This window comes from Lysinibacillus sp. A4 (assembly GCF_024919535.1).
Taxonomy (GTDB): domain Bacteria; phylum Bacillota; class Bacilli; order Bacillales_A; family Planococcaceae; genus Lysinibacillus; species Lysinibacillus capsici.
The window spans coordinates 14,803-30,269 of the sequence record NZ_JANWTB010000007.1 but is presented as its reverse complement, the minus strand read 5'-3'; the positions used below and the strand labels follow the sequence as shown (position 1 = coordinate 30,269).

14 protein-coding genes are annotated in these 15,467 nt (G+C 35.7%); 10 read left to right on the top strand and 4 right to left on the bottom strand.

Annotation, left to right across the window (positions count from 1 at the left end):
• Positions 1-170 precede the first annotated feature (170 nt).
• Positions 171-821, bottom strand: coding sequence for a LytTR family DNA-binding domain-containing protein (locus NY607_RS15130; RefSeq protein ID WP_004232004.1), 651 nt, complete (start codon positions 819-821; stop codon positions 171-173).
• 506 nt (positions 822-1,327) lie between these two features.
• Between NY607_RS15130 and NY607_RS15125 the strand changes: the two genes are divergently transcribed.
• From NY607_RS15125 to NY607_RS15110, 4 genes are all read left to right on the top strand, one after another.
• Complete coding sequence (locus NY607_RS15125) at positions 1,328-2,122, top strand: helix-turn-helix transcriptional regulator (protein WP_048394255.1); 795 nt, start codon at positions 1,328-1,330, stop codon at positions 2,120-2,122.
• A gap of 176 nt (positions 2,123-2,298) precedes the next feature.
• Positions 2,299-3,060, top strand: coding sequence for a membrane protein insertase YidC (gene yidC, locus NY607_RS15120; RefSeq protein ID WP_004232011.1), 762 nt, complete (start codon positions 2,299-2,301; stop codon positions 3,058-3,060).
• A gap of 55 nt (positions 3,061-3,115) precedes the next feature.
• Positions 3,116-3,364 carry a hypothetical protein gene (locus NY607_RS15115; RefSeq protein WP_054549596.1) on the top strand — a complete coding sequence of 83 codons (249 nt, stop codon included), beginning with the start codon at positions 3,116-3,118 and terminating at the stop codon, positions 3,362-3,364.
• A 150-nt stretch (positions 3,365-3,514) separates the two neighbouring features.
• Positions 3,515-4,294: a M15 family metallopeptidase gene (locus tag NY607_RS15110; protein ID WP_131520855.1), complete on the top strand. Its 780-nt coding sequence runs from the start codon at positions 3,515-3,517 to the stop codon at positions 4,292-4,294.
• A 49-nt stretch (positions 4,295-4,343) separates the two neighbouring features.
• Here the strand turns inward: NY607_RS15110 and cls are convergent, their stop codons facing one another.
• Positions 4,344-5,801 carry a cardiolipin synthase gene (gene cls, locus NY607_RS15105; protein WP_048394260.1) on the bottom strand — a complete coding sequence of 486 codons (1,458 nt, stop codon included), beginning with the start codon at positions 5,799-5,801 and terminating at the stop codon, positions 4,344-4,346.
• A gap of 217 nt (positions 5,802-6,018) precedes the next feature.
• On the bottom strand, positions 6,019-7,179 hold the full coding sequence (locus NY607_RS15100; RefSeq protein WP_227744929.1) for an MFS transporter: 1,161 nt from the start codon (positions 7,177-7,179) through the stop codon (positions 6,019-6,021).
• Positions 7,180-7,548: 369 nt separating this feature from the next.
• On the opposite strand from NY607_RS15100, the gene NY607_RS15095 reads away from it, so the two are divergent.
• Complete coding sequence (locus NY607_RS15095; protein WP_004232019.1) at positions 7,549-7,686, top strand: Lmo0850 family protein; 138 nt, start codon at positions 7,549-7,551, stop codon at positions 7,684-7,686.
• Positions 7,687-7,743: 57 nt separating this feature from the next.
• Here NY607_RS15095 and NY607_RS15090 read toward each other — a convergent pair whose 3' ends face one another.
• The gene (locus NY607_RS15090) at positions 7,744-8,931 is read right to left on the bottom strand and encodes an FtsW/RodA/SpoVE family cell cycle protein (RefSeq protein ID WP_036079404.1); all 1,188 of its coding nucleotides are present in this window, start codon (positions 8,929-8,931) and stop codon (positions 7,744-7,746) included.
• A gap of 353 nt (positions 8,932-9,284) precedes the next feature.
• Between NY607_RS15090 and NY607_RS15085 the strand changes: the two genes are divergently transcribed.
• From NY607_RS15085 to cshA, 5 genes are all read left to right on the top strand, one after another.
• Positions 9,285-10,037: a hypothetical protein gene (locus tag NY607_RS15085; RefSeq protein ID WP_048394266.1), complete on the top strand. Its 753-nt coding sequence runs from the start codon at positions 9,285-9,287 to the stop codon at positions 10,035-10,037.
• A gap of 223 nt (positions 10,038-10,260) precedes the next feature.
• Complete coding sequence (locus tag NY607_RS15080) at positions 10,261-11,340, top strand: D-alanine--D-alanine ligase (protein ID WP_259419916.1); 1,080 nt, start codon at positions 10,261-10,263, stop codon at positions 11,338-11,340.
• Positions 11,341-11,351: 11 nt separating this feature from the next.
• Entirely contained in the window at positions 11,352-12,719 is a 1,368-nt protein-coding gene (locus tag NY607_RS15075; protein ID WP_259419915.1) for a UDP-N-acetylmuramoyl-tripeptide--D-alanyl-D-alanine ligase, read from the top strand.
• A gap of 75 nt (positions 12,720-12,794) precedes the next feature.
• On the top strand, positions 12,795-13,487 hold the full coding sequence (locus tag NY607_RS15070; RefSeq protein ID WP_131520851.1) for an alpha/beta hydrolase: 693 nt from the start codon (positions 12,795-12,797) through the stop codon (positions 13,485-13,487).
• A gap of 352 nt (positions 13,488-13,839) precedes the next feature.
• The gene (cshA, locus tag NY607_RS15065; protein ID WP_054549592.1) at positions 13,840-15,363 is read left to right on the top strand and encodes a degradosome RNA helicase CshA; all 1,524 of its coding nucleotides are present in this window, start codon (positions 13,840-13,842) and stop codon (positions 15,361-15,363) included.
• The last annotated feature ends 104 nt before the right edge of the window (positions 15,364-15,467 follow it).

Sequence of the window (15,467 nt, the reverse complement as noted above, 5' to 3'; positions counted from 1 at the left end):
CATTAAGATGATTTTTCGACAGAGAAAACGTTTTATTGTAGAGCTGTATAAATTTAGTTGTTTTCTACATTAAAAATAGTGCAAAAATAGTTAAATAGGGAGGTAAATGAGTCTGATTTGTGGCAAAAAAACAGCGAGCAATTTTTATAATTGCTCGCTGTTCATACAAATTAGAAACCTAAAGAACGACGGAAATAGCTTGCATAGCGTTGGCTAACAGGAATACGTGTCCCATCTTTCATAATTAATAAAAACGTTGAGTGTGAATCTGGTTGAATTTCATCGATGTAGTCAATGTTAACGATATAAGAGCGGTGACAACGAATAAATGAGTCAGGTGCTAAAAATAGCTCTAGATCACTTAAGTTTAAACGGTGATAACCTTCACGAGTCATTGTTTTAACAAATGTTTTACGGAGTTGTGTTTCTAAATAAATAACTTGATCATGTTTGATTGGGTACCAGCAATCATCAATTTTGATGGTAATGTAGTTTGTTAAGAATGCTGATGGTTTTTGCGGGAAGATAGCAGTAATAGCTCCTTTTGTTTCGCCTTCCTCCATTAAAGGAATACTCATGCCATAATAGGCGACACCGAAAACATCAGGTTCGATATAAGAGCTGATTTTTTGACCATAGCTTAATGCTTTGTGTGCGGCTGAACCTTCTTTGATAGGGTCACCAGGTTTAATTTTTAAATCAACTTTCTTGCTTGGTTGGTAATACAAATATTCATTTGTATCAGAGATAGCGATGGACGTATTTTCAGGGAAGAACTCCTTAATAATCTCCATGATCTCTTCTATTTGTTTTGGATCCACTTTAAACACCTCGTCTAAACTTTTAAAAATAGTATTATCATCTATTTTACTACATATTCATATAAATTATATAGAGAAGATTTAGGAATAAAATAGAAAAATGTCGAATGATTCATTAGAATGATGTAAGTTGTTTTGTATAATTTGTAAATAAATTTATAAAATGACTAATTTATTTTGATATGTATATGGTAAAATTTAATTGTTAGGAATAAGTTTACGAGGTTTCTACTATGCGTATGTGATAAATTAGAACTAGAGTAGCAATTAAAATGTGGTTGAAAGGAAATCGCAGAATATGGTAAAATTCACTGTATAGTCTATTTTTTTTATATCTGGTGTTTTAGTAGGGTTATTTTTGATTTATTTGTTAATAAAATTTGTGAAATAGGACTCAGTTCTTATATTGAATAAGTAAATACTATTTTCTTATTTTTTAATTCGTCGGGATTGGTGTCAAATATTGTCATGCAATTCGTGCACTCTGAGGAAAGATGGGGAAGATTATGCAACTACATCAACATTCTATGTCAGAAACGATATCCAAAAGATACTTCCAAGAAATCGATAATATTAATCAATATATCGGTGTCGAAGAATTTTTTAATATTGAGTCGAAATTAATTTTTGAAATTTACCATTTAGAATCTGCAAAAGCGAAAAAATCTTTGCATGAGTTAATTGATATTCTCTCAATTCGTTTTGGCAAACAGGTCATTAAAATCGTTCGAAGTTATTTTTCTGTTTTGTCATCAATTGTTGCTCGTAAATTGCTGGACAATCAAGTACCTTCGAAAAAAGCATTTGCTTTCAATATTGCGTGTAACGATATGATTGAAAATCAGATGAAAGACGCAGAGTTTTTACAATTTGCCGATGATTTAATTGATTTCTTTGTTTACTTTATTGCAGATCGCAAACAACCGACTTTCCGACATCAAACTGTTAACAAAGTGATAATGTATATAAATGACGAGCTTGAAAATGATTTAACTGTTGAAAGTATAGCGAATAACTTTCATATAAGTACTAGTCACTTATCACGTATTTTTAGAGAACATGTGGGCATTACATTGGTTGAGTATTTAAATGTAAGACGTGTAGAAGAATCACAATACTACTTACGACATACAAACAAAAGTATTACTTCTATCTCAGATCAATTCCATTTTTGTAATCAAAGTTATTTTACACGTATTTTCAAAAAATATACTGGAGTTACGCCAAAACATTTTAGAGACGAGCTTCATCATGAATTTTATCGTTTTGAAATGGCAGAAGCTGAATTACAAAATGTTTAGATTTTGTGCATAGAGAATGAGAAGATGCGAAGATATTAGCGTTGCTAAAGCTCGCATCTTTTTTGATGAATCATCTGAGGAAACAGCTTAAGGAATAAGTAGCACTTGCTATTTGATAAAGAGAGACCCTATAAGGTATACTTCACAGTAGTTGATAAATAATAGTAGGTGGAAAAATGAAAAATTTGAAGCTATTTTCAATGCTTGGTATTGCCGTTTTTGTTCTTAGTGGCTGTCAAGCTGTGCAAAACAAAGAAGGTTTTTTCTATAGTATCTTTGTAAAACCTATGGAATTTTTATTGGAGTTTTTTGGGAATGATATCTTTTCAGGGAGCTATGGTTTAGCAATCATTGCGATTACTGTTCTAATTCGTTTAGTCTTAATGCCGATTATGTTAAAAAACTATCGTCAACAACAATTAATGAAAACGAAGATGGATGCTTTTAAACCTGAAATGGAAGCCGTTCAGAAAAAAATGAAGGAAGCTAAGACAAAAGAAGAGCAAACGCAATATCAACAAGAAATGATGGCTCTATATCAAAAGCATGGCATTAATCCACTTAATATGGGTTGTTTACCGATGTTAATTCAAATGCCAATTATTATGGGGCTGTATTTCTCGATCTTGTATTCTGCCGATGTTAAATCCCATGAGTTTTTATGGTTTAGCTTAGGTTCACCTGATATCGTGATGACTATTGTTGCAGGGATTGTTTACCTGATCCAGGCTCGTGTATCTTTATGGACGGTACCTGAACAACAAAAAGCGCAGATGAAAATGTTTATTTATATTTCACCAATTATGATTGTCTTTATCTCTATGTCTTCTATGGCAGCACTGCCTTTGTATTGGTCTGTCAGTGGTGCATTGTTGATTATTCAAACATATATTGGGCGTAAATATTATTCGGAACATCCTGAGAAAGCAAAAAAATAAATTGATTGATGTCGAGGCGCCTTTGTTGCCTCGATTTTTTTAGGAGGACAGCAAGATGAACAAAAAATGGCTATCATCTATTCTTGTTGCAATTTTTAGTATTGCAGCACTAGTATTTATTATTATGGGGAAATTTAATTTTGCCGTACTTGCAATGACGATCATGTTTGCCTTATCAAATGGGTTTAGAGCAAAAAGCTTTAAAGAGCAAGGTTATGTAAAAGAAGCAAAATGGATGCAGTATATGGCAATTTTTTTCGCAATTGCATCTATAGTAGTATTTGTCATCGTTCTAACAGATTAATTGAATATTTACGTAGGAAATTTACACCTGAAAATGTGAACAGTGCTAAAATAAGATTATAACTAGTAATACAATAAAATAGGTATTTTCAAGGTGAAATGCTTTAAAACATCCTTTTAGATACCTGATATTTTAAAAGGGGTATAAAGAGTGAAAAACAATCGTCTTCCGCTTATCGTTGGTGCTTTCATATCTATTGCGTTAATCGTAGCAATTTTTGTAGTCTATAACTATAAAAATAATCAAGTAAATAGTGCATCTGATGAGCAGCCAAAAACAACAGAAACAAACAAACCAGCTGAACAAGATTCTACTGCAACAGAGAAACCAGACAATACTGAAACTCCTGCAAAGCCAGAGCAACAACCTGACGAAAATGGGTATCTTCCAAATCAAACATTACCTACGGAACCGACTTATATTAATGGTATTCTGTTAGCTAATAAAATTTATCCGCTTCCATCTACCTTTGCACCTGAAGAAAATCCAGAAGCACGAGAAGCGTTAAATCAAATGCTAGCCGCTGCCAAGCAGCAAGGATTTGATTTAGTTGCATTTAGTGGCTACCGATCTTTTGAATATCAAACAACACTTTATAATAACTATGTTAAACGTGATGGACAGGCAGCAGCAGATCGATATAGTGCTCGACCTGGCTACTCAGAACATCAAACAGGCTTAGCATTTGATATAGGAGAGCGTGGAAAAGAAGATGTGTGGCTGACAGAAGAATTTGGGGAAACTCCAGCAGGGCAATGGCTATTTGCACACGCACAGGAGTATGGCTTTATTTTGCGTTTCCCTCAAAACAAAGAAGAGATAACAGGTTATATGTATGAGTCATGGCACTATCGTTATGTGGGCAAAGAGATTGCAAAAGAGATAACAAAGAAAAACATTACATTGGAAGAATATTTAGGTGTTAAATAATAAAAGGAAGAGAAGCCATGCGGTGAATAGGCTCTCTTCCTTTTTATTTTTATAAAATGGGTGTTAATAGACGGGAAATAGATTCTTTAAATTTAATCAGTGTTGAACGGTTTTTATACATTTCCCATGTTAATTCCGTACAATCAAAAATATCCTTCTCAAACAGTTCTGCCAATTGGTGCGATATATTTGCATCATATATGAAGGCATTGACTTCAAAATTCAGACTAAAACTTCGTACATCAATATTCGCTGTTCCGACAGAGGAAGCCTCGTCATCAATAATAATAGCTTTAGCATGGATAAAGCCCTTTTCATAGATGTAGACTTTGGCTCCAGCACGTAATAATTGACCAACATAAGAATAAGTAGCCCAATATACAAACATGTGATCAGGCTTATTAGGAATCATTATGCGTACATCAATGCCTGACAAGGTGGCAATTTTAATGGCGTCTAAAAAACTAACATCTGGGATGAAATATGGTGTTTGAATATAAATATATTTTTGAGCCATATTAATAAGCTTTAAGTAACCGATCTTTATTTGCTCCCAGTCCGAGTCTGGTCCACTTGAAACAATCTGTAAACCCACATCACCTTTTTTCGGGATGGCAGGGAAGTAACGATCAGAGTACCCCATTTTTTGTTGAGCACTAGCTTGGTTCCAGTCAAGTAAAAAGCGGGTTTGCAAAGGATGTACGGCACTACCCTCAATACGTAAGTGTGTATCACGCCAATAACCAAACTTTTTTTGTAAACCTAAATACTCGTCACCGACGTTAAAACCACCAATATAGCCAATTCGACCATCAATGACAACGATTTTTCGGTGATTTCTAAAATTTAAACGAGGGTTAAGAAGTGGCAAAATGGATGGGAAGAAAACTTCTACTTCACCACCAGCATGCAGCAACTCTTTAAAATGACGTCTTTTTACATTACGTGATCCCATTTCATCGTAGAGAAGCCTTACCTTAACACCTTGCTTTGCTTTTTTTATCAATGCATTGACGATGCGTGTACCTAAGTCATCAAGTCTGAAAATATAATACTGGATGTGGATGTGATCTTTAGCTGCTTCAATGTCTTTAAGGAGCTGCTCAAATTTATCGGCACCATCATCAAAAATATCCAGATGGTTGTCCTGTGTTAATACCGCATTGTTTGTTCTGAGGTGCATATAAATCATCTCTTGATAATTTTCTGCATTAGCAATACGAAACTCAAACGTTTCATCACGAATCGCTTCCATCTGGTAGGTAATTAGATTATCAATCCCGATATCCTTGCGTCCTTCCCAACGGAATAGATGCTTTCTTCGTAATTGTCTTCCAAGTAATAAGTACAAAATAAATCCAGCTAATGGCAGGAAAAATAACACGAGAATCCATGCCCATGTAGAGGTAGCATCTTTACGTTCTAAGAAAATGATGGTCATGGCTAATAAAATATTAAAAAACAAAGTTAAAGGAACTAAATATTCTATATCTGTAAAAATGCTCATTCCTACACCTGCCTTTGTATTGTTAATAACATACTTAGTATAGCCTACTTCAAATGCGGAAAGAAGATATGAAATGGCTAGTTAGCATGGAAAAGGATTATCCCTTTGATATATAGGGATAATCCGCATGATTTAATTAGTAATTCTCTAATAGATAGGATGTTTCTATGATTACTGACTCAACGATTGGTATCCATAAATTGCAACCTACTATATTTTATGGATGACGCAATGATTTACGGGATGCCTTATATATATAAATTAGGCTTATAGAGAGAATGGCTATTGCAGCCGAAATATAATAACCAAGACTTGCTTGGACAGTAAATAACCATGTGAAAAATAGTGGACCAAGAATACGTCCTAAGTTATCCATCGAATAGGACAGACCAGCGGCAGTTCCATATTGTCCTCCAGATTCTTTAGAGGAGAGTGATACAACACATGTTCTTGCAAGTGCATTACCTGCTGTAAAAACACAAAGGGCAAGCCCAGCGATAAAAAGATTAGCTGTTAATGTAAATAAAAGCATGCCGACAGCAGTTACAATTTGTGCGCCGATTAACCATGTCGTTTCACTGCCATTTTTTATGCGTCGAACGACCCCTCCTTGAATAGCTGCATCGACAAAGCCACTAAACATGAACAAGTAACCAATTTGTAATGGTGTAATATGAATTTTTTCAATTTGAAATAGCTGAAATGTAGCCTCCACGCCCGCTAGCATAAAAGTTACTAAAAAAGAAAACATAAATAAATAGCGCACACGAAATTGTAGCATTGTTGCAGCACCTTTTGGCACTATAGCACGTTTATTTGAATCTTTTCGTTTTTTAGGTTCTTTTAGGACGAAACTTGCATAAATAAATAATAGTGCAATTAATAATGCTGATGCAGTAAACGGTAACTGCAAGCTATAATGGCCTAGCATTCCTCCGATTGCTGGACCAAAAATAAACCCAAGACCGATGGACATGCCCATAAAGCCCATATACTTATTGCGATCCTCTTCACTAGACATATCGGCGATAAATCCTGTTACTGCTGTATATAATGCACCAGAAAATAAACCACCAATAATACGTGAAACATACAATATAGCTAGGTTATCAATAAATAGTGAAAAAATAACAAAACTAAGGCTAAAGCCAATTAGACCAGTAAGGATTAGTTGTTTTCGCCCTACCTTATCTGATAGCATCCCCCAAAACGGTGCTGTGAAAAAACTTGCAAGTGAATAGACGGTCAATAAACCACCTACGTGGAGATCATGCCAATTTTGCTGCACAATTACCTCTGGTAAGACGGGAATAATAATGCCGAACCCTAGATAAACGAGGAATTGAACAGACATCAATAATAAAATAGCCTTTTTCATACAGTTCCCTGCTTTCATACGATATTTCAATATGTATATTCTACCCCTCTTGTTCTTGCGATTACAACAATAGGGGAGGGGAAGCTTGAATAAAGTGGAACAATTTAGTAAAGAAAGAAATGAAGCAATTTAAAATTTTTTAAATCTATGTTCTGATTTTTGAATAAAATGTAGCCATTTTGGGTAATTTAAATATGTTTGATGGAAAAGTTTGATGATGTGAAAAATTTACAATGTAACAAAATTGAAAAATTTTAAAGGTAAGTTAAATGGTATGATAAATTTGTCAGACATCATACTCGTAGAAAAATGAAACTTTTTCGTAAATAAAACGTTATATAAAATCGAGGAAAGATTGAGGTGGAATGTATGACAAAAGAAGTAGATTTGAAAAAGATTGTTTCGAATTTATCTAAGTTGGGTGTAACAGCCACAGTAACAAAGTCTCGACTAGAACTTTTAAAAGTGCTAACACCACCAACGCAAACTCCGCAAGTTCAAGCTTAACTCGTTTCCAATAGAAAAAGGGAGGTCTCAATACACGAGACTTCCCTTTTTCTATAGTTATTCATCTTCATCATGTGTGGTAAACATGTAAGTTCGATAATGGAATCGCATACTAAAGACTAGCCCAATTGCTAAAGCATTCCCCATAAGTGAACTTCCTCCGTAGCTAATGAACGGAAGTGGAATACCTGTGATAGGTAATAATTGAATAGTCATACCAATATTTTCGAAAACGTGGAAGGTAATCATTGCAATAATCCCAGCACATACATAGGTCGAGAAGGGGTCTTTCAATAAAAGGGTTGTCTTTGTTAAATGATAAATTAATAAGAAGAAAATACAAATAACAATACTAGCGCCAATAAAGCCCCATTCCTCACCGATAACTGTAAAAATGAAATCGGTATGGTTTTCAGCTACATATACTTCACGATTTCTAAATCCCTTACCAAAAATTTCACCTGATCCAATGGCGTTTAAAGAGGTAATTAAATGATAGCCATCACTGGATGAATAGGAATAGGGGTCTAGCCAAGAATAAATACGAGCAAATTGATAAGCCTTAAAACCAAATGTTTTTTCTAGAAAGTCCTGCATATAAAGTGCCATCCACAGTAGTGTACCGCCTGCTACCATGCCACCTAAAAAAGTTGGTAGAATGATTTTCCAAGAAATACCCGCTACAATGATAAGGGCTGCAGTAATGGCAAAGAATACGAGTGCTGAGCCTAGGTCAGGCTGCTTTAAAATAATAGCTAATGGTACGATTAAGGTGATCGCAATTTTACCTAGTAGCAAAAAGTCTGTTTTAATTGATCGTAATGAATAAATTTCATGGTGCTTACTAATTAATCGAGCTAGTGCTAAAATGTAAAAAGTTTTCATAAACTCAGAAGGCTGTATATTTCCAATCGGCGTATGATACCAGCTTTTAGCACCATTAACGGGTGCACCGATTTGACCTTCTCCTTCTGGCATAAAAATAAGCAGTACCAGTAAGGCAATCCCTGCTCCATACATATACCATGACATTTTTTTATATTGATCTGGCTCAAAAAACATGACTATACCAATAATAACTGCACCAATCACATACCATTGCATTTGTTTTGGTACGTAGTTAATACCATATTGTCCTGAAGTTTGGGCAGATGCAATAGCTAACAAACTAATGACTAGAAAAGTGAAGAGTATAAATGCAAGTGTCCAGTCAAAACGATTTGCGAAATTTCGTTTATTTTCCATAAAAGCCACCTAAAATTAAAATAGTATCTCAATATGAGTAAATGTGATGCGATTCTCCCTATTTCGTTTATAATTGGTCAAAGAAGAAAGCAAATTAATAACTAGTAGTGGTGTAAGAATAGCTCATATCTATTGATAAGCTTGCAATTTGCTTTGAATATTGTCAATGGAATTTTAAGCAAATACTTGAACTCATTGAGTAATCTAAACTTTATATGCAAATGCATGTTTAACATTCCTAATTATAACGCAAAAATTACTTTTATGCCTGCGTATATAGTAGTAACGACAATTAACATAAAATGTTTCAAAAAAATCATGTTTAGTCTTATAATGTAGTGAAGAATGGGGTGATGGTTGTGGCTAAAAAATTAAAGTCAGCTGATGATTTTATGTATCATATTTATGTTCATATGAATGATGTCGATAAATTTGTTATATTTAGCGGGTTAAAATTCTCGCAATTTGTGGCTGCACTTGAACCACTACATCACTTACTGTTATTAAAACATTCCTATGAAGACGGTTCTTTTAATATGCATACACAATTTGAATATGTATTAGAAGAAGATGTTCCTCGTTTTGTGAAAAAATCTGCTGAATCTAAAGAATTATGCTGGGTAGATTTTATGGACGAGAAGAGGCTAGATCATTTAACACCGATGGAACAAGGAGAATTGCTTTACATAAGTCACAAGAAAGAACCGATTACGTCAGCATTTTTTAATAAATTACAAAATAGATTTGTCTATTATTCTTCAGACTTAGAGAAAATGACAAAAATTTATTTTCGTCATTTAAGTGATTCGGATTTATTGGTTGCCAATGTTTTTAATAGTTTAATTCGTGAAAAGGAACGCAGCACTGGATTTTGGCGTCGAAAAGTAAAAGCGAGTATTCCCGCTATATCACCAGATTTTTTACGTTCTTACCGATCCTTTGCGAAAGATGGAGCATTACTTTCGCTGTATCGGATTGAGAAACCAAAAGTAGCGTATGGAATAGAAGTTCGCAATCTGTCTGAATATTCTTTTCCTGACGAAGTTTGGGACGACTTAAATACGATTTTAAAAACAGAGCACGATGAATTAATCTATATTATTTAAACTTCATGGTGACGCAATCAAAGAACTAAGATGTTGGTAGACAATATTTATGTTGCATTATTCCTGTACAATTCAATAGCAGGAAGTAATGATGCTAGGGCATAATTGATGAAATATACACGCAAAATCTCACCGTTAAAAATACGGTGAGATTTTTATGTCATTTGTCAAGACGTTTCATGATAAACTAATAGTACTCAAGAAGTATGTGGAGGGCACAAAAATGAAAAAAAGAATCGGTTTATTATACGGCGGAAAGTCAGCGGAGCACGAAGTGTCGTTATCGACAGCACGTGCAGTCACTGGAGCTTTGAATTTCGAGGAGTATGAAGTATATCCGATTTTCATTACATCTGACGGGGAATGGCGTCGTGGAGATCGTTTAGAAAAACCCGTAAGTGCAATAGAAGAACTACAATTTGGTGATAATACATCAATTTTGGAAAATAATATCACTGATTTTTTGATTGATAAAAATGGCAATGAGGTAAAGTTTGATGTCATTTTCCCATTGTTACATGGTACGAATGGTGAGGATGGAACAGTGCAAGGTTTACTTGAGGTTCTAAATTTACCGTATGTAGGAAATGGTGTATTAGCATCCTCTGCTGGAATGGATAAAGTGGTAATGAAGCAATTATTTGAAATTGCTGGATTACCTCAAGTGCCCTATACGTATTTTATTCGTAGTGAGTGGAAGAGTGAGCAACAGGCAATCATTGAACACTGTGAAAATACCTTGAATTGGCCAATGTTTGTGAAGCCCGCAAACTTAGGATCAAGTGTTGGGATTAGCAAGGCAGCAAATCGCGAGCAATTGGTGAAAGCAATTGAGGTTGCTTTGCAATATGATCGTAAAATCGTTGTTGAACAGGGAATTGTCGCTCGTGAAGTTGAACTGGCAGTGTTAGGAAATGACGATCCTGAAGTATCAGTGCCAGGAGAAATTAAACCTGTGACTGATTTTTATGATTATGATTCTAAATATAAGGACGGTTCTACAGCACTTATTATTCCAGCTGAGCTTCCAGTAGAAACTGTGGCAAGCTTAAAAGAACTGGCAAAGCGTGCATTTAAGGCTATAGATGGTAGCGGCTTAGTTCGTGCAGACTTTTTTGTAACAGCTGAAAATAACGTTTACATTAATGAAGTAAACACAATGCCAGGTTTCACGCCTGTAAGTATGTATCCATTATTATGGCAGCATACAGACGTGAGTTATCCGGAGCTGATCGACCGTTTAATTACCCTAGCAATTGAACGCTATGAAGAAAAACAACAGCTTCACTATAAAAAAGACTGAGTGGGATTATCGTGAAAAAAACTTTAAAACAATTAGCTGCATGGTTAAATGAGGAAATGGGTTCTTTTGGTGACACTGTTGTGTCAGGAATTTCTATTGATACAAGAACAATTCAACAAGGAGACCTATTTGTTCCATTTCGTGGTGAGCATACAAATGGGCACAAGTTTGTAATGCAGGCATTTGAGAAAGGTGCTGGAGCTTCTCTTTGGCAAAAGGATGAACCGAATCCACCAGAAGATTACCCCTTGCTGTTTGTGGATGATCCAGAATTAGCCTTGCAAGAAATGGCTAGAGCATATCGTAATGAACATAAAGCAAAATTTATAGGCATTACAGGTTCAAATGGTAAGACATCAACAAAGGATATTTTAGCCGGAACACTAGGTCCATTCTTTAAAGTACAAAAAACGATTGGGAACTTTAATAATCAATTGGGCTTGCCTGTTACTATCTTACAGCTTGATGAAGATACAGATGTGGCTGTCCTTGAGATGGGTATGAGTGGATTTGGTGAAATTGAGTTTTTAACGAAGCTTGCTCGTCCACATATGACGGTTATTACCAACATTGGTGAGGCCCATATGCAGGATTTGGGGTCACGTGCAGGTATTGCAAAAGCAAAGTTTGAAATAATTCAAGGAATGCAAGAAGATGGTCTATTATTCTATGATGGTGATGAACCTTTGCTCCAGGAATTAGTGGCAAAGGAACAACACTTACAATCAGTACCGTTCGGGTTAGAATCCAATAATCTTTTATACGCTGACAATATTCATGCTAACGCTGATGGCAGCCACTTCACTACACACGGTATGATCGAGGGTGATTTCTTTATTTCAGTGCTTGGCAAGCATCAAGTAAAAAATACACTTGTGGCCATGTTAATTTCTCATAAGCTAGGTTTAAGCAATGAACAAATACGTACATCCTTAGAGCATGTCGTATTAACTGATATGAGGATGCAACAGGTACTAGGAACGAATGGCGCTCTATTTATCAATGACGCCTATAATGCAGCTCCAACCTCTGTAAAAGCTGCCATTCAATTTATGGCTACATCAACTATTCGACCTGAAAAATGGCTTGTGTTAGGAGATATGCTAGAGCTTGGACCAAATGAGCAACGTTTCCATGAGGGTCTGGCTGAGCATATTAATGAGGATGAAATTGATAATGTCTGTTTGTTTGGCCCTCGTATGCTATATCTTTACAAAATATTAAAAGAGCGCTTTGAGGCTGAACGTTTATTGTATACAGAAGATGATTATACGGCTATTATCGAAAAGCTAAAACAAGCGAATGAATCATCTATTGTTTTACTTAAAGGTTCACGTGGTATGAAATTAGAGACAATCTTAAAGGCATTTACATCATAGTAGCAATGAATCGGTGAGATAAACGCTCACCGATTTATTTGTGTAAGTGATTAATTGTTAAATGAGGTGAGAACGTTGTCAGTAGGTGTACTATGTATTCATGGATTTTCAGGTGGACCATATGAGGTGAAGCCATTCACAAGTTATTTACGTTCACATACAGATTGGATAATTGAAGAGCCAACATTGTCTGGGCATGGTGAAGAATTACATATGAGTGGTTTTAAGGCGAAACACTGGTTGATGGATGCAGAATTAGCTTTCCGATCGTTGGCAAAAAAAGTAGACGAGGTAATCGTTGTGGGCTTTTCAATGGGAGGAATTATAGCGCTATATTTAGCTAAACGCTATAAAGTGAAAAAGCTTGTATTACTAAGTGCTGCTGCAAAGTATGTGAGCCCTAAGCAGCTAGTCAAAGATTTTAAAATGTTAGCTACTGAAGCCTATCACCATAATTTGACTAATAACGAACTCTATCTACGATACCATCAGAAGTTTAGCAATGTGCCACTTGCCTCAACAGTAGAATTTATGAAGTTGGTAAGAATGGTGGAACCGTATTATCAGCATATACAAATTCCGGTATATATTGTGCAGGGAAAGTTGGATGGGATAGTGCCTTATCATACGGCTCAATTTCTTTTTGATGAATTAGCCTCTGTAGACAAGGTTTTGTATTTTTCTGATAATGGCAAGCACCATATATGTTTTGAGGAAGATTGCTCTGAATGGTTTCCACAGGTTTTAATGTTTTTGAAAGACAAATAAAGTAGTCAGATTATTACGACTCATGCGTTATCGTTGCATAGGAATTAAAGCCATGTTAGACTAGTGTAAGCAATGGATACATTTTGTGCGAAGACTCTTCATATTTGGTTGAAGAGTACTTTTTTTTGAACACAACGGTTTTATTCTAAAGTGAAAAATTACGACAGAATTGAACCGCTCGGTAAAGACCGGGCTTTCCTTTTCATATAAGAGAGCTCTATATGGACTATCATGTAGAGAAAATTTTTAAGTAACGGAAACGTTCCACTACACAGGCTCGAATTTGCCGACAACTTCATCTGAAAATGTAACCATTTGTCAACTTAAAAGGAAAAAAAGGAGATTGAGAAGTTTGACAAATTTTTCAGAATTAAATATTAGCGAATCTACATTACGCTCAGTAAAGCGTATGGGATTTGAAGAAGCAACACCAATCCAAGAAGGTACTATTCGTTTTGCGATTGAAGGCCGTGATGTATTAGGTCAAGCACAAACAGGTACTGGTAAAACTGCCGCTTTCGGGATTCCACTAATTGAAAAAATCGATCCAAAAAACCCTAATATTCAAGCATTAGTCATTGCTCCAACTCGTGAGTTAGCGATTCAAGTTTCAGAAGAGCTTTATAAAATTGGCTATGACAAACGCGTAAAATTATTATCAGTATACGGTGGTCAAGAAATAGGCCGTCAAATTCGTGCACTGAAAAATAGACCTCAAATCATTGTTGGTACGCCAGGCCGTATTATTGATCATATTAATCGTCGTACGTTAAAATTAGAAGATGTTCAAACATTAGTATTGGATGAAGCAGATGAAATGTTAAACATGGGCTTTATCGATGATATTAATTCAATCTTAGAAAACGTACCTTCTGAGCGCCAAACATTACTGTTCTCAGCAACAATGCCACCAGCAATCCGTAAAATTGCAGAAACATTTATGCGTGATCCAGAGATTGTAAAAATTAAAGCTAAAGAACTAACTGTTGATAACATTGATCAATATTTTGTTAAGTCTGCTGAACGTGAAAAATTCGATATTTTATCTCGTTTATTAAATGTACACCAACCAGAGCTTGCCATTATTTTTGGTCGTACAAAACGTCGTGTAGATGAGCTTGCACAGGCACTATCTATACGTGGTTATTTAGCTGAAGGTATTCATGGTGATTTAAGCCAAGCGAAGCGTATCTCCGTATTACGTCAGTTTAAAGAAAATAAAATCGATATCCTTGTTGCGACTGATGTAGCCGCTCGTGGACTTGATATTTCTGGTGTAACACATGTTTATAACTTTGATATTCCTCAAGATCCTGAATCATATGTTCACCGTATTGGACGTACAGGTCGTGCAGGTAAATCAGGTCTTGCCGTAACATTTGTAACACCTCGTGAAATGGGTTACTTACGTATTGTAGAAGAAACTACGAAAAAACGTATGACACCTCTTCGCCCACCAACAACAGATGAAGCATTAGAAGGACAACAACGCTTAGCTGTTGAAACACTGGAAGGTCTTATTGCTAATAACAATTTAGGTGATTACCGTACACTTGCAGCAGAATTATTAGACAATCATGATGCTGTTGATGTTGTTGCAGCTGCTCTACGTTCATTAACAAGAGAGCCAGACGATACACCAGTAACAATTACAGAAGAACGTCCATTACCAATGCGTCGTGAACGTTCTAGCAATAATCGTGGTGGCGGTGATCGTGGCCGCGGAAACCGTAGCTTTGGCGGAGGACGTCGTGACAATGCTCGCAGTGGAGAACGTCGCAGTAGCAGTAGCCGTCGAGAGGGTGGACGCCGTGAAGGTGGACGTCGTGAAGGTGGACAAGGTCGTTCTCGTTCTCCAAGACGTCACGAAGGATAATTTTAGACGAAATACACTTAACTTTTATAGTAAACCTTACAGTCATGATGGCTGTAAGGTTTTTTTTCGGCTATAGTTGAAACAAAAAGGTGATTAAATTCGTA